Source organism: gamma proteobacterium SS-5 (genome assembly GCA_009497875.2).
In the GTDB taxonomy this organism is placed as follows: Bacteria; Pseudomonadota; Gammaproteobacteria; order Chromatiales; family Chromatiaceae; genus Magnetovirga; species Magnetovirga frankeli.
In genome coordinates, this window is sequence record CP032508.2 from 3,452,570 (window position 1) to 3,473,308 (window position 20,739).

Sequence of the window (20,739 nt, forward strand, 5' to 3'; positions counted from 1 at the left end):
GTTATTTAATCTGCCCCGCCGTCCCGCCAGCGCCGATACTCAATGGCCATCAAACACAGCCGTCACGCTCGGCGCGTCCAGAATCCGGTCAGCCCAGAGATCGAGTTGATCAAGGGTCGCTTCCGACAAGCGCACGCGGGTCTCCTCTGACAAAGGGCCAAAGCGTTTGGTCAGTAGCCGAGCTAGAATGGCGGTAGCCTCTTCACGTTTGCCCTGCTGCATACCCTGCTGCAGCCCCCTCTCCGTCGCCGCCCGCAGTGCCGACGATTCATCCATCATCGCCCGTTCGCGCACAAAGGCCATGCGCCGGGTTTCCTCGTCGGCGCTGAGGCCTTTGAGTTTGTCCAGTGCCTGTTGTACCGGTGGGTAGTCGATGGTTTGCATGGTGTTGTCCTCCTGCCAGTGTTCAAACAGTTTGATCCAGTCCGCCAGAGGGCCCTGGGTATGGCCCAGGCGGTCCGCTTTGCTGAGTTCAATAATGTGCAATTTTAGCTCATCGCCGAGCTTGACCTGCGGATTGTTGCGGTCGCGCAATTCAAAGCACCATTGTGCCTGGTTGGCGTTTTCCGGCTGGTCGAACAGGTCAAAATCCAGCAGATGGATGCCGATGACGGGTTTCAGGTTGAAGTAATCCTCGCCGCTGCTGATTTGGCCGGAAAGGGCGCGGGCGAGGTAATAGGTGCTGCGGGCGCTCCAGGGGTCGAAGCGGCGGATCTGCATTTCGACATTGAACAGGCGGCCGTGCTGATCCTTGACCAGGATGTCGAGGACGATGAATTTGCCAGTGATTTCGTCGGGTTCGATGCGCGGATTGAGGACCTCCACCACCTCAACCGGCGGTTTGTCGCTGCGCACGGCGTTGATCAGGGCGGCGAGCAGGGCCGGGGCCTCAGCAAACAGCCTCTTGAAGACGTAGTCGTTTTTCGGGTCGAGCAGGTCGTCTGGCGGGATTGATTGATTCATGGCGGTAATAGGGAATGTGAAGACAACATCCATTCTGACAGTGGCGTGTTAGGCCACATAAATTTCGCTAATGTAAGAATACTAGCACGAGCCCGGAAAAATGAAGCATGACCTCGGGCGGGAGCATTACCCACTTGTCCCACCTCGATCAGCAAGCTGCTGCAATCGCGGGCAAGCCCGCTCCCACTGGGCCTGGCCTATTGATGCGGTAAAAAATGACCCGTTTGGGCTGGAACAAATGGGTAATGCTCCCCCTCGGGCCGCCCTATGTGTATGGACCATCTGCCCTTCCTTGGCCCAGGGTTTCCACCTCAAAGGCAATCAGATTACGCTGCTCCGTGCTGAACTCTATGCCGATGAGGTGGATGGGCTGTTTGAGTGATTGATACTTTTCGGCATAGTTCTTGATCTTCAGCTGCTCCAGCGCCTTGCCCTCCGGGAACAGTTCCACCACCTTGAATTCGAACAGCCAGACCTGGCCGTTGAACAGCAGGGCCATGTCCAGCCGACCCTGATTGGTGGCGTCTTCCAGGCGGATATCCAGCCCCAGGGCGGCGAAGTGGCTGTAGAAGACGCTGGCCCAGTAGCCTTCGTACTGGGTGATGGGGTTGTTGCGGTACCAATCGTGGGGGATGCTGGCGTAGAGGCTGTGGAAGTGCTGGTGTAGTCGCTCGAAGTCGCCGCTCATCAGGCTGTCGTAGAGGCGGCTCATGCCCCGGCTGGCCTGGCTGCGATCCCCCATCAGCGCCTTGGTCAGGCTGTTGTTCAGGGCGCTGCGCACCTCCAGATTGGGATAGCCGAGCTGGTAGTCGATACGGGCACCCGTGTGGCGCTGACCCTGGATGGTCAGGTAGCCGGTCTGCCAGAGCAGGGCCTCGGTGCTGATGTGATCGATATCGAACGAGCCCAGCAGATCCTCGTCACCGCTCAGGGATTCCAGGTTTGGGCTGAAGACACCCCGGCCAGTCATCACATCGATCAAAAAGGTCGGCGTGCCCGTCTCGAACCAATAAGAGCGGAATTGCCGGTTACGCAGCAGCAGCAAGAGGTCATAGGGGTTATACACCGCCTCGCCGGTCCAGTTGTAGCCATTGTACCAGTCGCGAATTTGCTGCCGGTCCAGGCCTTCCAGCTCCGGGGCGAATACCTCATCCAGATCATCCTCGGTATAGCCACAGATGGCCGAATAGCCGGCATTCAGGGTGATGTCTTCCAGGTTGTTCAGGCCAGAGAAGATGCTCACCTTGCTGAACTTGGACACGCCGGTGATGAAGGCGAATTTGATCTGGGCGTCGTTGTCCTTGATCACCGAGTAGAGGTTGCGCAGGCCATCGCGCATCTCGCGGGCCAGGTCAGGCTGGGTCAGGTTATCGACAATGGGCTTGTCGTATTCGTCCACCAGAATGACCACGCGCTGGCCGTATTTTTGCTCGGCGCTCTGGATCAGCTCGGCAAAACAGCCCGGAGCGGTGGGTTGGCGGCAGCTGATGCCCAGCCTGGCCTGGTTGATATCGAGCAATTCGCGGAACTTGGCCTCCAGCTGCGCCCGATCGCGCATCAGGCCACCACCAAAGCTCAGCCGAATGACAGGGTATTGGATCGACCAATCCCAGTGGCCGTGGGCATGGAGGCCACGAAACAGCGGCTCATTGGCCTGAAACAGCTCGGCCAGGGTATCGAGAAAAAGGGATTTGCCAAAGCGGCGCGGGCGGGAGAGGAAGTAGTATTTGCCCTCATCGATCAGCCTCAGGGCATAGGCGGTTTTGTCCACATAGTAATGATCCTCCTCGCGCATCTCGCGCAGGTTGGCAATGCCGGTGGGGAGTTTCTTGCGTTTCATGCCACCATGATAGCACCGCACAGGGCGCTCCGCGCCTGCCGCTGGGCCTTCCAAACTGGATCAGTGCATCATAGCGACGGCACGGCGGCCATGGGCCGCCCTATGCCCGCGACGCGGCGCGTGGGTACCAGAAACCTTCTATCCTCTGGCTTCTGATTTCAGAAAACCCATTCCTTGATACTGCGGGCATGGTAGAAGCGATAGGCCAGCAGGCCGACCAGGATGGCGGCGTACCAGAGCACGTCGGTGGGGTTCCAGGTGCGAACCAGCAGGTAATGCAGTACCGAGAAAAAGGTGATGGGATAGACCATGGAATGGATGCGCTTCCAGTTCTTGCCGGCCTTTTTCATCATCGGGTCATTGGCCGTGGCCGCTACCGGGATCAGCATCAGCCAAGCGAGAAAGCCCACGGTGATGTAGGGCAGCTTGGCCACGTCGAGGAAGAACTCGTGCACAATGAAGTTGTCCTCGCGCCAGATGTACACCAGAAAGTGCAGGGTGGCGTAGAAAAAGGCGAACAGACCGAGCATGCGGCGGATCTTGATCAGGCCGTTCCAGCCGGTCCACTTGCGCAGCGGGGTCACGCTCAGGGTCAGTAGGAGGAAGATGAGCGAGGCCTCGCCGGTCATGCCGATGATCTCCCAGGAGGGGTAATCACCAAAGCGCCCGCTCAGGGCGTACCAGGCGATCTCATACAGGGGCGAGAGGGAGGCCAGAAACAGGCCGATCTTGATCAGTTGCAGCCTGGGGTCGCTGACCCTGGTGCCGGGTGCCGAACTGGGTGCTATGCTCATGGGGTTTCGACTCTGCGTGCTCTGCGCTGGTTTGCGCCCTTGCCTTGGGATTTGGCCGATAAGGATACGCCAGCGGGGCTGGAGTCTCCAGCCTATTTCTTATCCCCCTCGGCGTCCCCGCGCTTATCCTTGGCCAATGCCGGTCGGCCGATCTGGTCCAATCCCACATGCACCTCGGTGGTCTTGGCGCAGCGGCCCTGGCGGCCCAGGTTGGGGTTGAGCGCCCGCTGCACGCGCAGCACCAGCCAGACCAACAGCACCACGGCGGAGATACCCAGGGTGAGATAGTCGCCAAAGGTCAGCTGTTGTGTCTCCATGGGTCATCCTTCAAGGCTATAGCCGAGCAGGCCCTGGGGGTCCTGCCGTGGGTCGCTGGGGTCGAGTACCTTGGCGATCTTGCGTCCATCGGAGCGGTCTTTCTGATACAGGTCCACATCCATGGGCTTCATCAGGTTCAGGCCCTGTTTGGAATAGAAGATACGCACCTTGGGGCGCAGGGCATCACGCCAGTTCACCTGGGTCACCAGGCCCTTCTCGCCGGTATCCAGCTGTACCGCGCTGGATACGGGATAGACGCCGACCAGCTGGATCAGCAGTTCGATGAGTTCCATGCTGTGGCTGCCCTTTTGACCTGCCAGATAGATCTGCTTCAAGGCCGTGGCCGGGATCACCGGGCCGGAGTCGTAATAGCCCTTGATCAGGCTGTCGTAGTGGTCCGCCAGGGCCATGATCTGCGCCATCAGCGGCACGTCCGCGCCCCGGTACTGGCTGAAATAGCCGCTGCCGTCCAGGTGTTCATGATGCTTGGCCACCAGATCGATGATCTGGCTATCCACCCCGGCCGACTCCAACAGCTCCACGCTCAGGTCCACATGGGTCTGCACCTGGGCGTACTCATCTTCGGTATAGGGCACCAGGTTTTTCAGCAGTTGCGTGGGCAACCTCGACCAGCCCACGTCCATCAGTAGGCTGGCGCTGCCCAGCATGGACAGCTCATCATCGCTCATATCCATGCGTTGACCCAGCATCAGGGCCAGGCTCATCACTCCATAGCAATGGGTGGCCAGGTCATCGTAGCGATTGGACAGGTGGAACAGGTTGATCAGGGCGTGTGCATTGCGCAGTGTGGAATTGTGCGTTTCTTCGACGATACTGGCCATGGCCGAGACATCCATGCTTGCCCCTTCCTCCATGGCCCCATTCAGCATCACCCCCAGCTGTTTGACCGACTGTACGCGCAGGTTCTTGGCGTGACTCAGCTCCTTGCTCAGGCTGGCCGGCGGCAGCTCCCGGTTGGCCGGTGGCGGGGCCTTGGCTGGTTTTTTTTCCTCGCCGTCAAAGCTGCACGTGCTCTTGTCCCGGTCCACGCTGATCTGCTTGACCCCGCAGGAGGCCAACTGCTTGATCATGTCGGTGGAGCTGAGCAAAAAACGATGCTTGTAGAAGGGGCTCTTCATCCAGGAGACATCTATGCCTACCAGATACATACCCACCTGGGCCTTTTCAATCGGAACCTTGATTTCAGACATAATTCAGAAGACAGAAGACAGAAGACAGAAGACAGAAGACAGAGCATTGCGGCGCTGCGCGCCGTTTTATTAAAAACGTCGCGTAGCGCCGCAAAAATCTGTTCTCAGTCCTCTGACCTCAGTCCGCTGACCTCAGCCCTCCTTTTCCAATTTCGTGAGCGTGAAATGACAGAAGACGAAGGACAGCGTGTTGCGGCGCTGCGCGCCGTTTGTATGAAAAACGTCGAGCAGCGACACAAAAATCTGTCCTCAGTCCTCAGTCCTCAGTCCCCTGTCCCCTGTCTTCTGTCCGCAGCTTGCGCAGATGCCGTACAGATTGAGGTCGTGGTACAGGGGGCGGAAGCCGCTGGCCTGGGCCAGGGCATCGAGCTTGGTCTCCAGTCCGGCATCGCAGAATTCCTCTACGGTACCGCAGTGCTTGCAGATCATGTGGTCGTGGTGGGCCTCATCGGCCAGTTCATAGACCGAGCGATCGGCGTTGAATGCCAGGCGCTTGACCATGCCGGCCGCCTCGAACTGGGCCAGGATACGATAGACACTGGCCACGCCCACATCCTCTCCCGCTTCTAGCAGGGTACGGTAAACATCATCTGCACTTAAATGATTATCCTGATATTCCTCCAATACAGCAAGCACCTTGAGACGGGGTCCGGTAACGCGCAACCCGGCCAGACGCAGTTCGTCTTCTGACATTGACAATCCTCAATCGGTGAAATGACCGCCAGTTTAGTGGCGTTTTGGCGGCAAGGCCAGCCTGCGTCCTGAGATTGGTATTTGACCCACCCGCAGGCTGCGGGTAGAATCCCGCCTCTTTCATTTCACGATAAGGGTTTCAGCCGCCTCTGGCGCGCTGGACAAGCGGAGAACTGCTATGTATGCCGTAATTCAGACCGGGGGCAAACAGTACCGGGTAGCGCCCGGTGACACGGTGCGAGTCGAAAAGCTCGACGCCGAAACCGGTGCCAGCGTAGAGCTGGACAAGGTGCTGATGCTCGCCAAAGACGATGACATCCGGGTGGGAACCCCCTATGTTGACGGCGGCAGGGTCAGCGCGACCATCAAGGCCCACGGGCGTCACAAGAAGGTCAAGATCATCAAGTTCCGCAGGCGCAAGCACCACATGAAGCGGCAGGGTCACCGGCAGTGGTACACCGAGCTTGAAATCAACGAAATCAACGGGTAAAGGGGAAGGAAATGGCACATAAGAAAGCCGGCGGCAGCTCCAGAAACGGCCGCGATTCAGAATCCAAACGCCTTGGCGTCAAGGTCTTCGGTGGCCAGGCCATCCGCGCCGGTGGCATCATCATGCGTCAGCGAGGCACCCGCTTCCATAATGGCGAAAATGTCGGCCTAGGCCGCGACCACACCCTGTTCGCCAAGGCCGATGGCGTGGTGCGCTTTGTCACTCGTGGTGCCAAGCAGCGCAAGTTTGTCGAGGTGGTCCCTGCTGAATAGGCAAGGCATCATCCCACGGCAGCTGAAGGGCCCCGCTCCGGCGGGGCTTTTTGCGTGAAACCCCATGAAATTTGTTGACGAAGCAATCATCAAGGTCGAGGCCGGCGACGGCGGCAATGGCTGCGTCAGCTTTCGGCGGGAAAAATTCATCCCCAAGGGCGGCCCCGACGGCGGCGACGGCGGCGATGGCGGCAGCGTCTATCTGCTCGGTGACGAGGGCCTCAATACCCTGGTGGATTTTCGTCACTCGCGCCAGTACCGCGCCCAGCGCGGTCAGGACGGCATGGGTCGGCAATGCACCGGCCGCAAGGGTAGCGACCTGCACATCAAGGTGCCGGTAGGCACTCGGGTACGGGATCTGGACAGCGACGAGATCATCGGCGAGGTGTTGGCCGATGGTCAGGCCCTGCTGGTGGCCGCCGGTGGTCAGCACGGCATAGGCAACGTCCACTTCAAGAGCAGCACCAACCGCGCCCCCCGTCAATCCACCTCCGGCACCCCAGGGGATAGGCGACAACTGCATCTGGAGCTGATGCTGCTGGCCGATGTCGGCCTCTTGGGCATGCCCAATGCCGGCAAATCCAGCCTGATCAACAAGGTCTCCAGCGCCCGGCCCAAGGTGGCCGACTACCCCTTCACCACACTCTATCCCAATCTCGGCGTGGTGCGCCTGGATGAGCGGCGCAGCTTTGTCCTGGCCGACATCCCCGGCCTGGTGGCCGGTGCCGCCGAGGGTGCCGGGCTGGGCATACAGTTTCTCAAGCACCTATCACGCACCCGTCTGCTGTTGCACCTGGTGGATCTGGCCCCCATGGACGAACACGATCCCGCCGATGATGCCCGCCAGGTGCTGGAGGAGCTGGAGAAATTCGGTGCCGACCTCTGTGACCGGGAACGCTGGCTGGTGCTGAATAAGTCCGACCTGCTGGACGACGAGGCCTGGCAGGCGCGGCTGCGGCACCTGACCCAGGCCATCGGCTGGCAGGGGCCGCTGTACTCCATCTCCGCCATTACCGGCGCGGGCCTTGAGCCCCTGCTGCGGGATCTGATGGCGCGGCTGGAGGCCATCTGGCTGGCGGAACGTCGCCAACCGGAAGACCCCGATGCCCCCTGGGACCCGCTGGCATGATCAGCCGCGAGACCCTGGCCAATAGCCGCCGCTGGGTGGTGAAGATCGGCAGTTCCCTGCTCACCGCCGATGGCCAGGGCCTGGACCGCGACACCCTGACCCCCTGGGTGGATCAGATGGCCGACCTGGCCGAGGCCGGGGTGGAGCTGGTCATCGTCTCCTCCGGTGCCGTGGCCGAGGGCATGAGCCGCATGGGCTGGAAGCAAAGGCCCAAGCCCCTGCACGAGCTGCAGGCCGCCGCCGCCATCGGCCAGATGGGCCTGGTCAAGGCCTGGGAGTCCTGTTTTCAGCGTCGGGGCCGCCACACCGCCCAGGTCCTGCTCACCCATGATGACCTGACCAACCGCTCCCGCTACCTCAATGCCCGAGGCACATTGCTCACCCTGCTCCGCCTTGGCGTGGTGCCGGTGATCAACGAAAACGACGCCGTGGCCACCGAGGAGCTGCGCTTTGGCGACAACGACACCCTGGCAGCCCTGGTGGCCAACCTGATCGAGGCCGACCTGCTGATCCTGCTCACCGATCAGTCCGGCCTGTTTGAGCGCGATCCGCGTTTTGATCCCACAGCCCAGCTCATCGGCCAGGCCAGGGCCGATGATCCTTTACTGGACAGCGTCGCTGGCGACTCCCTCTCCGGTCTGGGCCGGGGCGGCATGATCACCAAGATCCGCGCCGCCCGTCTGGCGGCCCGCTCCGGCACCGCCACCCTCATCGTCGGCGGGCGTGAGCCGCAGGTGCTGGCGCGCACCGCAAGGGGCCAAGACCTGGGCAGCCTGATCATCCCCAGTCAAGAGCCGGAGGCGGCGCGCAAGCGTTGGCTGGCCGGTCATCTGCAGGTGCGCGGTCGGCTGATCCTGGATGCCGGCGCGGTGCAGGTGCTGCGCCAATCCGGCAAGAGCCTGCTGCCGGTGGGGGTGCTGCGGGTCGAGGGCAGCTTCCGCCGTGGCGAGGTGGTGGCCTGTCTGGATGAAAACGGCCGGGAGGTGGCCCGCGGCCTGGTCAACTACAGCGCCGAAGAGGCGGAACGCATCAAGCGCCAGCCCAGCAGCCGCATCGCCGAACGGCTCGGCTACGTCGCCGACGCCGAGCTGATCCACCGCGATAATCTGGTGTTGGCCTAACAGAAGACAGAGGACAGAGGACAGAGGACAGATTCTTGTGTCGCTGCGCGACAGATTAAATCCAATGGCGCACAGCAGCCTCTGACCTCTCCCTTCTATCCCTCGAATTCTGCCTTCTGTCATCTAGGAGCCATTGCCCTACTAGCTATGCCCTGTATCATTGCGGGTTCGCTTTTCACAATTGACCACTCCCATGCAGCCCGTCTATAGCGCCATTGCTCAGTTGTCCCGCGAACACCCCCTGATCCGCCAGGGCCTGGTGTCTGTCCTGCTGCTGCTGGTGTTCAGCTTCAACCTGGGGCTTTGGTATCTGCTCGAACAGCGTGAACAGGCCCAACTGTATCAGCGCATCAGCGGCCAGGCGCAACAGATGAGCCAGCGCTACCACGCGGCCCTGGATGAGCGGGTATTCGCCATAGACCGCATGGCCAGGCGCTGGGAGGCCGCCGGGGGTACGCCGCGCAAGCTCTGGCAGCTGGATGCCGAGGCCTACCTGCGCGACATGCCGGAGGGCTTCATCGGCCTGCGCTGGAGCGACAGCCAGGGCCAGGTGCGCTGGAGCCTGGCCAAGAACGAGGCCGAGGGTGCGAACCTGCCCCGGCCATCCCGGCCCGAACCCTTGACCGAGGCCATGCTGCTAGCGGCCCAGGACAGCGCCCTGCCGGTGTTCAGCAAGCAACTGGAGCTGGCCGATGGCAGCAACGGCATGGACCTGGTGCGCGCCTTGCGGCTGGATGACGAGCGTGCCGATGGCTATCTGATCGCCAGCTTTCACACTCAGCAACTGCTGGCCGGGCTTGCCCACGAGATAATGCAGGAGCACTTTGGCATGCAGCTGGGCTGCAACGGCCAGGCCCTGTTTGAGTACGGTCAGGCAGAAAAGACCGACGCCCACGTCGTCAACCGCATCCCCTTCGCCAGCGGCCACTGCCAGTGGCAGCTGACAATCTGGCCCTCGGCGGAACTGGTGGCGGCAAGCCGCACCCTGTTGCCCGAGGTGGTGCTGGGCATAGGCCTGCTGTTCGACCTGCTGCTGGGCGGGTTGTATCTGCTCTGGCGGCGCGGCGAGTTGCGCGCCATCGAAGCCCAGGCGGTGCAGGACATGCTGCAGACCATACTCGACACCGTGCCCCTGAGCATCTTCTGGAAGGACCGCCAGCTCACCTATCTGGGCTGCAACCGCCCCTTCGCCCGGGATGCCGGCAAGCAAGGCCCCAGCGAGGTGGTGGGGGCCAATGACTTCGATCTGGGCTGGTCGGCCATTGCCGAACAGGTGCGCAACGACGACCGCCAGATCATGCGCACCGGCCAGGGGCAGCTGGGCCAGGAAGCAGAACGCATAGACGCCGAGGGCAGACCCTACTGGCTACGCATCTCCAAGGTTCCCTTGTTGGACCCGGCGGGTGCCGTGGTGGGCCTGCTCGGGGTACATGAGGACATTACCCACGAAAAGGACGCCGAGTTGCAGCAGCGCCTGGCGGCAACGGTGTTTGAAAAGAGCCATGAGGGCGTCACCATCACCGATGCCAGCGGCCGCATCATCCTGGTCAACCGGGCCTTCAGCGAGATCACCGGCTACGCCGCCGAGGAGGTGCTGGGGCAAAATCCCAGAATCCTTAAATCCAGTCGTCAGGATGCCGCCTTCTATCGCAAGATGTGGCAGGGCATCCGCGCCCAGGGCTTCTGGCGCGGCGATATCTGGAACCGGCGCAAGGATGGCGAGGTCTATCCCGAGATACTCTCCATCACCGAGGTACGCGACGACTCGGGCCGACCGCTGCATTACATCGGCGTGTTCACCGATATCGGCGAGCGCAAGGCGATGGAGCAGTCCCTGCATGCGGCCAAGGAGGCGGCCGAGGCGGCCAATCGGGCAAAAAGCGAATTTCTTGCCAGCATGAGCCATGAGCTGCGCACCCCGCTCAATGCCATTCTCGGCTTTGCCCAGCTGTTTGGCATGGACGAGCAGCTCAGCGCGGAGAGCCGCGAGCACGCCCAGGAGATCGAACGGGCCGGTCACTACCTGCTTGGTCTGATCAACGACCTCATCGACCTGGCGCGTATCGAATCGGGCAAGCTGCAACTGTCTTCAGAGCCGGTGGAGGTCCAGCAGGTGGTCGCCGATGCCCTAAAGCTGGTCGAGCCCATGGCCCGCGAGTGCGGCATCCGCCTGCTTGGCATGACGCCTGGGCAGCCGCCCTGCGTGGTACAGGCCGACCACATGCGCCTGCGCCAGGTGCTGATCAACCTACTGACCAACGCCATCAAGTACAACCGTCCCCAGGGAGAGGCGCGCATCTACTGCAAGCGCGAGTCGGAGCAGGTGTTCATCTATGTGCAGGATAGCGGTCTGGGGATTGCCGAGGACAAACGCGAGCGGGTATTCGGCTATTTTGACCGGCTCGGTGCCGAGCGCGGCACCATAGAGGGCAGCGGCATCGGCCTGGTGGTATGCAAACACCTGGCCGAGGCCATGGGCGGCGACATCGGCTTTACCAGCGCCCAGGGCCAGGGCAGCACCTTCTGGATTCGCCTGCCCCAGGCCGAGGCCGCGCAGCCGCCGCAGGCAGAGGCCGTCGAGGAGATGGCCAGGCAGCGGCAGACCGGCCCGCAGCCGGATGCCGCCAAGGCCAGGCCGCTGATCCTGCACATAGAGGACAACCCGATGAACCGGCGCCTGATGCAGCAGATCATCACCGCCGATGGCCGCTACGCCCTGTGCGAGGCCGATTCCGCCGAACAGGCCATGCAGATGATCGCGCAACAACGCCCGGCCCTGGTGCTGATGGACATCAACCTGCCGGGAATGAGTGGCTACGCCGCCCTGCGCGCCCTGCGCGATGATCCGGCCAATTGGGACCTGCCGATCATCGCCATCTCCGCCAACGCCATGATGGGGGATGCCGAACAGGGCCGAGCGGCGGGTTTCGACGACTATTTCACCAAGCCCATCGACATCCCCGCCCTGCTGGCCAGCCTGGAGCGGCATCTCGATGGCCAAGGGAGCGCCCCGCATGACTGACCACAACCCCCTGATGCAAGGCCGACAGCCGCCCTGGAAGGCCCTGTTCGACATGCTGCCCGATGGCGTGTTGATACTCGACCCGGATACCACCAAGCCCCTGTTCTTCAACCACACCGCCTGTGCCCAGCTGGGTTACAGCGCCGAGCAGTTCCGCCAGACCCCGATCTCCGCCTACGAGTTGCTGGAGACCCCGCAGCAGACCCGCGCCAGGGTGGAGAAGATCAAGCATCAGGGGCGTGACGACTTCATCACCCGTCATCGGCGTCGGGACGGCAGCCTGATGGACGTACGGGTCACCGTCATGGCCCAGACCCTCGATGCCAGGCAGGTATTCCTCTGTATCTTCCGGGATATCGGCGAACTCAGGCAGGCAGAGGAGCAGTGCCGCACCAAGAGCCAATTCCTGGCCGGTGTCAGCCATGAACTGCGTACCCCGCTGAACGCCATCCTGGGCTACGCCCAGTTGATCGAGATGCAGCCGGGGCAGGCCGACATGGCCCTGAACAACGCCCGCGAGATCACCCAGGCCGGCCAGCAACTGCTCGACCTGCTCAATCAGATGCTGGACCTGGCGCAACAACAGGGCCAGAGGGCAGAGGCCGAGCAGGAGGCCCGGCCCCCGGCCGACCCGGCGGATCGGCCGACACGGGTACTGATAGTGGAGGATCACCCGGCCAATCAGATTCTGCTAAAAAACCAGTTGCGGCGCATCGGCTACCCAGCGGACGTGGCGGGCGATGGCCAGGCCGCCCTGGAGCAGTGGCGCAAGGCCGATTACGACATCATCCTCACCGATCTCAACATGCCGCGCATGGATGGCTGCCAACTGGCGCGCAACATCCGTCAGCAGGCCGGCGACAAGCGCCCGGCGATCATCGCCATCACCGCCGCCGCCATCTCGGAAGAGCTGCACCGCTGCCGCGAGGCGGGCATGGACGATGCCCTGGCCAAGCCGGTGGACCTGGAGCAACTGCGCCACCTGATGGCCCGCTGGCTGCCCTCCCCGGCCACCGGCGAAGGCCCGGGCGAGACGCCACCCGCAGCGCCGCCAGGGCCCGAGTCCAGCCCGCCAGTGCAGGATCAGAGCCTGGACCCGGTGCTGGACATACCCCAGCTGTACGGCCTGCTGGGCAGCCAGGAGCGCGGCCTGTGCGCGGAGATCCTGCAAAGCTTCCTGGACAGCGCCAGCTCAGGCCTGGCGCAGCTCCAGGCAGGGTCTGGCGGGGCCGCGGCCATCGCCCAGGAGATGCACAAGCAAAAATCCTCGGCCCGTACCGTGGGTGCCCTGCGCTACGCCCGCCTGGCCGAGACCCTGGAGCGGCAGGGCCGCCAGGGGAGGGTGCAGGAGGGCCTGCTGGCCGAGCTGGGCAGGCAGCTGGAGCAGGTACGCCAAGCCGTGGAGGGCTACCTGGCCAGTCCGGAGACGGCGGTTACGGCCAGTCCCGCCGATGAAAAGATGGCCCTGTCCATCCTGGTGGTGGACGACGACCCCGTGCTGTTGTGCCAGTTGCGCGCCCTGCTGCAAGGCATAGGCGTGCGCCGGGTGGTCACCGCCAACACCGGACGCGAGGCCCTGGCGCGGATGAGTCAGGCCAAGGCTCCCTTTGAGTTGCTCATCTGCGACCTGAACATGCCGGAGATGGATGGCGTGGAGTTCACCCGCAAACTGGCCGAGCAGCACTACACCGGTGGCATTGTCCTGATCAGCGGCGAGGATGGCCGTACCCTGCAGGCGGCCAGTACCCTGATCACCGCCCAGGGCCTGCAGGTGGCCGGCAGCCTGTCCAAGCCGGTGACCCAGGCGGCCCTGCTACCCCTGCTGCAACGCATAGCGCCGAGCCAGTCAAGCGGCCAGCGCGCCCGGCCAGATGGGCCGCGCTACACGGCAGAGCACCTGCGCCAGGCCATCCAGCGCGGTGAGCTGGAGAACCATTATCAGCCCAAGATCGAGCTGCGCAGCGGTGACTGGATCGGCGTGGAGACACTGGTGCGCTGGCGTCACCCCCAGGATGGCCTGGTGTTTCCCGACCGCTTCATCGACCTGGCCGAGGCCCATGGCCTGATCGAGGAGCTGACCCGGTGCGTATTGGATCAGGCCCTGGTCCAGGCGCAACAGTGGCTGGCCCAGGGGCTGGACCTGCGCCTGGCGGTGAATGTCTCGATGGATAATCTGGGCGATCTGGACCTGCCCGACCGCCTGGCGCGTCAGGTAGAACAGGCCGGGCTGGGCGCGGAGCGCATCATCCTGGAGGTGACCGAGAGCCGCCTGATGCGCGATCGGCTCACGGTGCTGGACATTCTCACCCGCCTGCGGCTGAAGAAGTTCCACCTGTCCATCGACGACTTCGGCACCGGCCACTCTTCCCTCAGCCAACTGCGTGACCTGCCCTTTGATCAGCTCAAGGTCGATCGCAGCTTTGTCCACGGTGCCCGCAACGACCCCACCAAACAGGCCATCTACGAGGCCAGCCTGCGCATGGGCCAGCAGATCGGCATGGAGGTAGTGGGCGAGGGGGTGGAGGACCGGGAGGACTGGGATTTTCTGCGTAACAGCGGCTGCCGCATAGCCCAGGGCTATTTCATCGCCAGGCCCATGCCCGCCGAACAATTGATCGACTGGCACCGGGGCTGGTGCCAGCGCCTGCGGGACGAGGAGTTGGTCTAGGGGCACCGAGCGCTGGCTAAGAGTTGGCCCTCCCTTTGAAAAAAAAGGGGGGGGGAGTTGGCCTCCCCCTTTGCAAAAGGGGGGGGTTGCATGTGCGTTAGCATCCGTCACCACCTTGCATCTATCGGGGTCTGCTGCCATGTCCATAACAGCCACTAACAAGCCAGGGGCTTATGTCCAGACCCAGGCCGCGCCGACCCAGCCGGGGCGGCGCGGGTTTCTCAAGCAGGGGGCCGCGACCGTGGCCGCCCTGGGCTTTCCGTCCATCATCAAGGCGGTCAACCGCCCACCCACCCTGCGCGTGCTGGGCACCCACGTTACCCTGCAGGAGGTGCTGCGCCAGCAAGCCGAGCGCGATCTGGGCATCCAGATCGAGTTTTCTCCCGGCGGTGATGCCGAGATCCTGCTCCAGGCCTCCACCGACCCTGCCTCCTTCGATCTCTACGAACAATGGTCCAACAGTCTCAAGGTGCTCTGGCAGGCCAATGCCATCCAGCCCATCGACATCAACCGGCTACGCTACTGGGACGAGATCAACGACCTGACCAAGCGCGGCCGCATCAGCCCCAAGGCCCGCCTGGGCAGCGGCGATGCCCCCTACAAGCTGCTCTATGTACAGGCCGATGGCCGCCTCGGGCCGCAGCCAAGCGAGGCAATCAGCTTTCTGCCCTATGTACACAATGCCGATTCCTTCGGCTACAACAGCGCCATCATCCCCAGGGGCACGCCCTATGAGACGGAAAGCTGGGGCTGGCTGCTGGAGCCGACCCACCTCGGCCGGGTGGCGATCACCAACGAGCCGAGCATCGGCATCTACGACCTGGCCCTGGCGGTGCAGAGCCAGGGGCTGATGGAGTTTGCCGACATGGGGGCCATGAGCCGGGTGGAGATCGACCAGTTGTTTGCCATTGTCATGGACTTCAAGCGGCGTGGCCATTTCCGTGGCGTCTGGACCTCGGTACCCCATTCCATCGAGCTTATGGCCTCCGGCGAGGTGGTGATCGAGAGCATGTTCTCGCCCGCCGCCAGCAGCCTCAACGGCATGGGCATCCCCTGCATCTACGCCGCGCCCAAGGAGGGCTACCGCGCCTGGCACGGGGTCATGTGTCTATCCAGCGCCACCCAGGGGGAGCAGCAGGAGGCGGCCTACGCCTACATGAACTGGTGGCTGTCGGGCTGGCCGGGGGCCTTTATCGCCCGCCAGGGCTATTACATCTCCAATCCGCAGCGCTCGCGGGCCTTCATGAGCCAGGCCGAGTGGGACTATTGGTATGCAGGCCAACCCGCCACCGAGCCCCTGCCGGGCACCGACGGCCGGGTCTCGGTACAGCCCGGCACGGTACGCAACGGCGGCTCCTACCAGACCCGTTTCGAGAACCTGGCGGTGTGGAACACGGTGCTGGACGACTACGAATACAGCCTGAACAAATGGCGTGAGTTTGTGTTGGCCTAACGATCATGGAGCGGACAGCGCCACCCCGGAACATGAAACATCTCTTGGCGGCTCCGGGACTCGGGACTCGCGATTTGCCACGGATGTTTCACAGTAAGCTCAGGGCTCAGCTCAAGCGGCCGAGGATCGCCTGCGTCGGTCCGGCCTGATTCATGCTGTAGAAGTGCAGGCCGGGGGCTCCGCCGTCGAGCAGGCGTTGGCACAGATCGACCACTACCTCTAGGCCGAAGGCGCGGATGCGCTCCAGGTCATCGCCACAGTCTTGCAGCTGCCTGCGAATCCAGCGCGGGATCTCCGCGCCGCAGGCATCGGAGAAGCGGGCCAGCTGGCTGTAGTTGCTGATCGGCATGATGCCGGGGACTATGGGCAGGTCCAGGCCGATGGCGCGACAACGGCGAACGAAGTGAAAATAGGCATCGGCGTTGTAGAAATACTGGGTGATGGCGGCATTGGCACCGGCCTGCACCTTGCGCTGGAAGTTGCGCAGGTCGGCCTCGGCACCGCTGGCCTGGGGGTGGGTCTCGGGATAGGCCGCCACCTCGATGTGGAACCAGTCGCCGTGACGCTGGCGGATAAAGGCCACCAGTTCGTTGGCATACTGCAACTCGCCCAGCCCACCCAGCCCGGCACCGGAGGGCAGATCACCCCGCAGGGCGACCAGGCGACGTATGCCTTGCTGTTGGTAACGGTCGAGAATGGCCCCGATCTCAGCGCGATCCGAGCCGATACAGGACAGATGCGGCGCGGCGTCCACCCCCTGACTGACCAGCCAATCGACGGTGGCGAAGGTGCGCCCCTGAGTAGAACCGCCAGCACCGTAGGTGACCGAGACATACTCTGGCCCCAGGGGTAGCAACTCGCCCACCGCCGCCTGCAGTTTCTCCATGCCGGCGTCGGTCTTGGGCGGAAACAATTCAATACTGAACATGGGAGCCTCCAGCCGTCAGCGGCCAGCGGCCAGCAGACCAAAGGCTGGCTGCTGACGGCTGGCCGCTGGGGGCTTGATCAATAACGGTAATGATCGGGCTTGTAGGGGCCTTCCACGGGTACGCCGATGTAGTCGGCCTGCTCCTGGGTCAGCACCGTCAGTTTGGCACCGATCTTCTCCAGGTGCAGCCGGGCCACCTCTTCGTCCAGCTTTTTCGGCAGCACATAGACCCCCACCGGGTACTCGTCGGTCTTGCTGAACAACTCGATCTGCGCCAGCACCTGGTTGGAGAAGGAGTTGGACATGACGAAGCTGGGGTGGCCGGTGGCGCAGCCCAGATTCACCAGGCGGCCCTCGGCGAGCAGGATGATGCGCTTGGCTGGCTTGCCATTCATGGGCGGAAAAATGATGTGGTCCACCTGGGGCTTGATGTTCTCCCACTCGTATTTCTCGACGCTGGCGATATCGATCTCGTTGTCGAAGTGGCCGATGTTGCAGACGATGGCCTGATCCTTCATCGCTACCATGTGGTCGTGGGTGATGATGTCCTTGTTGCCGGTGGTGGTGACGAAGATGTCGGCCAGGGGCGCGGCGTCCTCAAGGGTGACCACCCGGTAGCCCTCCATGGCCGCCTGCAGGGCACAGATGGGGTCGATCTCGGTGATCCAGACGGTGGCCCCCAGGCCGCGCAGGGACTGGGCCGAGCCCTTGCCCACATCGCCGTAGCCGCAGACCAGGGCGATCTTGCCGGCGATCATCACGTCGGTGGCGCGCTTGATACCATCCACCAGGGACTCGCGGCAGCCGTAGAGGTTGTCGAACTTGGACTTGGTCACCGAGTCGTTGACGTTCATCGCCGGGAACAGCAGCTCGCCCTTCTTGAACATCTCGTACAGGCGGTGTACGCCAGTGGTGGTCTCCTCGGTGACGCCACGGATGGAATCGGCCATGCGCTGGTAGCGTTGGGGGTCTTCGCCCAGGCTGCGCTTGAGCACGGCGAGGATCACCTTGAGTTCGTGCGGGTCGCTGGCCTGGGGTTCGGGCACGGCACCGGCCTTGGCATAGGCTACCCCCTTGTGTACCAGCAGGGTGGCGTCGCCGCCGTCGTCGAGGATCATGTTGGGCTCCTGGTCACCGGGCCAGTTGAGCACCTGCTCGGTACACCACCAGTACTCCTCCAGGGTTTCGCCCTTCCAGGCATAGACGGGTATGCCGGCGGCGGCAATGGCGGCGGCGGCATGGTCCTGGGTGGAGAAGATGTTGCAGGAGCACCAGCGCACCTGGGCACCCAGATCCACCAGGGTCTCGATCAGCACGGCGGTCTGGATGGTCATGTGCAGCGAGCCGGTGATACGCGCCCCGGCCAGGGGCTTGGTTTCGCGGTACTTGGCGCGAATCGCCATCAGGCCGGGCATCTCCGTCTCGGCGATGCGGATCTCCTTACGCCCCCAATCGGCCAGGGCGAGGTCGGCGACCTTGAAATCGGTAAAGTTATCGTTCAACACAGCATTCATCTGAAGCTCCTGGAAGTTGTGTTGAGCGCCGTTGATCAAAAAGACAACCCCACCGAGCCTGACGGATCAAACCGCTGCAGCGCCCCTCGGGCGGGTTGTTGGAGATTTTGGGACGCAGAGATCGCGGAGAAGCGCAGAGCACGCAGAGTTTGTTATATACCTAATTTTCTTTGCGTTCTTTGCGCTACTTTGCGTCCTCTGCGTCCCTGTCTTGGATTTAAACCCCGGCGTCCTCCTTCAGGGCTGCGGCCTTGTCGGTTTTTTCCCAGCTGAAGGCGGTGAAGCTGTTGCCCTGGCTGTCGGTCACGGCCTCCGGCTCGCGACCGAAGTGGCCATTGCTGGCGGTGCGCTGGTACATGGGGTGGATCAGATCCAGCATCTGGATCAGGCCGTAGGGGCGCAGGTCGAAGTGGCGGCGTACCAACTGTTCGATTTGGGCGTCGTCGATCTTGCCGGTACCGAAGGTATCTACACTGATGGAGGTAGGCTCGGCCACGCCGATGGCGTAGCTGATCTGGATCTCGCAGCGCTCGGCGAGATCAGCGGCGACTATGTTCTTGGCTACATAGCGGCCGGCATAGGCGGCGGAGCGATCGACCTTGGAGGGGTCCTTGCCGGAGAAGGCACCGCCGCCGTGGCGGGCCATGCCGCCGTAGGTATCGACGATGATCTTGCGCCCGGTCAGGCCGCAGTCGCCCAGGGGGCCGCCGATGATGAACTGGCCGGTGGGGTTGATGTGGACCTTGTCACGCGGGCAAGCGGCCAGCCATGCGCTGGGCAGCACCGGCTGGATGATGGTCTCGTACACCGCCTCGTGCAGATCCTTCTGGCTGATCTCCGGGTTGTGCTGGGTGGAGAGCACCACCGCCTCAATGCCCACCGGCTTGCCGTTTTCGTAGCGCAGGGTGACCTGACTCTTGGCGTCGGGGCGCAGCCAGGGCAGCACGCCCTTCTTGCGGATATCGGTGTGGCGCTCCACCAGGCGGTGGGCGTACTGGATGGCGGCGGGCATCAGGGCATCGGTCTCGTTGGTGGCGTAGCCGAACATCAGGCCCTGGTCACCGGCCCCCTGTTCCTCCGGGCTCTTGCGGTTGACCCCCATGGCGATGTCACCGGACTGCTTGCCGATGGCATTGAGCACGGCGCAGGTGGCACCGTCAAAGCCGACGTCCGAGCTGTTGTAGCCGATGCCGAGGATCACCTGACGCACGATATCTTCCAGATCCACCCAGGCGCTGGTGGTGATCTCACCGGCGATGATGGCGACGCCGGTCTTGACCAGGGTCTCGCAGGCCACATGGGCCTGGCGGTCCTGCTCCAGGATGGCGTCGAGTATGGCATCGGAGATCTGATCAGCCATCTTGTCGGGATGCCCTTCGGAGACGGATTCGGAGGTGAAGATAAAGTCTTTGGCCATCTGGCTGTCCTGATTGGTTTGAAATCGGTCGGGCATTCTACTACTTTGTCACGGCGACAGAGAACCCCTGATGCGGAGCGGAAAAGCGGCATTAACCGCGGATTTCACGGATTTACGCAGATCTTCCGCTCGGTTTGTCAAGCACGCCAACGCACCCGGCAGGTGACTGCCAAGATCAATCTAACACAATGAAAACAGGTTATTTAATCTGTGATAATCGGCGTAATCTGCGGTTTACTTAAGATTCAAACACAGGAGCATCTGCATGGTATCCCTACAACCCCCCGTGTGTGATTTCGGCCAACCCGCCCTGGATTTTGACCTGCCCGGCGTCGATGGGCGCAACTGGACCCTGGAGCAATGCCGGGGCGAGCGCGGCCTGCTGGTGATGTTCATCTGCAACCACTGTCCCTACGTCAAGTCCATCCGCGAGCGCATGGTGCGCGACACCCGCGAGTTGCTGGAGCACGGCATCAAGTCGGTGGCCATCATGTCCAACGACCCCAGCGAGTACGCCGAGGACAGCTTCGACAACATGAAGAAAATCGCCCGGCAATTCAGCTTCCCCTTCCCCTACCTGCTCGATGAGAGCCAGGAAGTCGCCAAGGCCTACGGCGCCGTGTGTACGCCGGACTTCTTCGGCTACAACGCCGAACTGAGACTGCAATACCGTGGCCAGCTGGACGCAAGCCGCAAGGAAACCGCCCCGGAGGGCAGCCGCCGTGACCTGTTTGAGGCAATGAAGCAGGTGGCCGCCAGCGGCCAGGGTCCGGCCGAGCAGATTGCCAGCATGGGTTGCTCGATCAAATGGCGGGAGTGAGGCCAGCGGACTTGGCGCGAGCAGCGGTACCCCGGAACATTAAACATATCAAAGGGGGATTCCGGCGCTGGTAGTTACGCGGGGCT

General features: G+C 62.8%; 17 protein-coding genes and 1 riboswitch. Of the genes, 8 read left to right on the forward strand and 9 right to left on the reverse strand.

Features of this window, described 5'->3' with window-relative positions; all coding sequences use genetic code 11:
• Positions 1-39: 39 nt before the first annotated feature.
• The 6 genes from D5125_04105 to D5125_04130 all read right to left on the reverse strand — a co-directional run bounded on the left by D5125_04105 (position 40) and on the right by D5125_04130 (position 5,819).
• Positions 40-963 carry an Rpn family recombination-promoting nuclease/putative transposase gene (locus tag D5125_04105; protein ID QFY88725.1) on the reverse strand — a complete coding sequence of 308 codons (924 nt, stop codon included), beginning with the start codon at positions 961-963 and terminating at the stop codon, positions 40-42.
• Between the two features lie 265 nt (positions 964-1,228).
• Positions 1,229-2,803: an ATP-binding protein gene (locus D5125_04110; GenBank protein QFY88726.1), complete on the reverse strand. Its 1,575-nt coding sequence runs from the start codon at positions 2,801-2,803 to the stop codon at positions 1,229-1,231.
• Positions 2,804-2,961: 158 nt separating this feature from the next.
• Positions 2,962-3,597, reverse strand: a complete 636-nt coding sequence (locus tag D5125_04115; GenBank protein QFY88727.1) for a sulfoxide reductase heme-binding subunit YedZ — start codon at positions 3,595-3,597, stop codon at positions 2,962-2,964.
• A gap of 92 nt (positions 3,598-3,689) precedes the next feature.
• A complete protein-coding gene (locus D5125_04120; protein ID QFY88728.1) occupies positions 3,690-3,914 on the reverse strand; it encodes a hypothetical protein in 225 nt (74 codons plus the stop codon).
• 3 nt (positions 3,915-3,917) lie between these two features.
• The gene (locus tag D5125_04125; GenBank protein QFY88729.1) at positions 3,918-5,126 is read right to left on the reverse strand and encodes a DUF3391 domain-containing protein; all 1,209 of its coding nucleotides are present in this window, start codon (positions 5,124-5,126) and stop codon (positions 3,918-3,920) included.
• Between the two features lie 249 nt (positions 5,127-5,375).
• Positions 5,376-5,819, reverse strand: a complete 444-nt coding sequence (locus D5125_04130; protein ID QFY88730.1) for a transcriptional repressor — start codon at positions 5,817-5,819, stop codon at positions 5,376-5,378.
• Between the two features lie 178 nt (positions 5,820-5,997).
• Between D5125_04130 and rplU the strand changes: the two genes are divergently transcribed.
• The 7 genes from rplU (at position 5,998) to D5125_04175 (ending at position 15,974) form a co-directional block, all read left to right on the forward strand.
• The gene (rplU, locus tag D5125_04135) at positions 5,998-6,309 is read left to right on the forward strand and encodes a 50S ribosomal protein L21 (protein ID QFY88731.1); all 312 of its coding nucleotides are present in this window, start codon (positions 5,998-6,000) and stop codon (positions 6,307-6,309) included.
• A gap of 11 nt (positions 6,310-6,320) precedes the next feature.
• Positions 6,321-6,581, forward strand: coding sequence for a 50S ribosomal protein L27 (gene rpmA / locus D5125_04140; GenBank protein QFY88732.1), 261 nt, complete (start codon positions 6,321-6,323; stop codon positions 6,579-6,581).
• A 64-nt stretch (positions 6,582-6,645) separates the two neighbouring features.
• Positions 6,646-7,710 (forward strand): Obg family GTPase CgtA, encoded by a 1,065-nt coding sequence (gene cgtA / locus D5125_04145; GenBank protein QFY88733.1) that lies wholly within the window; start codon positions 6,646-6,648, stop codon positions 7,708-7,710.
• On the forward strand, positions 7,707-8,831 hold the full coding sequence (locus tag D5125_04150) for a glutamate 5-kinase (protein QFY88734.1): 1,125 nt from the start codon (positions 7,707-7,709) through the stop codon (positions 8,829-8,831). The genes cgtA and D5125_04150 overlap by 4 nt, the downstream gene beginning before the upstream one ends.
• 193 nt (positions 8,832-9,024) lie before the next feature.
• The gene (locus D5125_04155) at positions 9,025-11,853 is read left to right on the forward strand and encodes a PAS domain S-box protein (protein ID QFY88735.1); all 2,829 of its coding nucleotides are present in this window, start codon (positions 9,025-9,027) and stop codon (positions 11,851-11,853) included.
• Positions 11,846-14,521, forward strand: a complete 2,676-nt coding sequence (locus tag D5125_17350) for an EAL domain-containing protein (GenBank protein QPB72209.1) — start codon at positions 11,846-11,848, stop codon at positions 14,519-14,521. The genes D5125_04155 and D5125_17350 overlap by 8 nt, the downstream gene beginning before the upstream one ends.
• A gap of 139 nt (positions 14,522-14,660) precedes the next feature.
• Positions 14,661-15,974, forward strand: a complete 1,314-nt coding sequence (locus D5125_04175; protein QFY88736.1) for an extracellular solute-binding protein — start codon at positions 14,661-14,663, stop codon at positions 15,972-15,974.
• A gap of 106 nt (positions 15,975-16,080) precedes the next feature.
• On the opposite strand, the gene metF is transcribed toward D5125_04175, so the two are convergent.
• The 3 genes from metF to D5125_04190 all read right to left on the reverse strand — a co-directional run bounded on the left by metF (position 16,081) and on the right by D5125_04190 (position 19,833).
• Positions 16,081-16,902: a methylenetetrahydrofolate reductase [NAD(P)H] gene (gene metF / locus D5125_04180; GenBank protein ID QFY88737.1), complete on the reverse strand. Its 822-nt coding sequence runs from the start codon at positions 16,900-16,902 to the stop codon at positions 16,081-16,083.
• 77 nt (positions 16,903-16,979) lie between these two features.
• Positions 16,980-18,416, reverse strand: a complete 1,437-nt coding sequence (locus D5125_04185; GenBank protein QFY88738.1) for an adenosylhomocysteinase — start codon at positions 18,414-18,416, stop codon at positions 16,980-16,982.
• A gap of 16 nt (positions 18,417-18,432) precedes the next feature.
• A riboswitch (S-adenosyl-L-homocysteine riboswitch) is annotated at positions 18,433-18,510 on the reverse strand.
• Positions 18,511-18,633: 123 nt separating this feature from the next.
• The gene (locus D5125_04190; GenBank protein QFY91051.1) at positions 18,634-19,833 is read right to left on the reverse strand and encodes a methionine adenosyltransferase; all 1,200 of its coding nucleotides are present in this window, start codon (positions 19,831-19,833) and stop codon (positions 18,634-18,636) included.
• Positions 19,834-20,098: 265 nt separating this feature from the next.
• Here D5125_04190 and D5125_04195 point away from each other — a divergent pair, with 265 nt between their 5' ends.
• Positions 20,099-20,653, forward strand: a complete 555-nt coding sequence (locus tag D5125_04195; protein QFY88739.1) for a thioredoxin family protein — start codon at positions 20,099-20,101, stop codon at positions 20,651-20,653.
• Positions 20,654-20,739 lie beyond the last annotated feature (86 nt).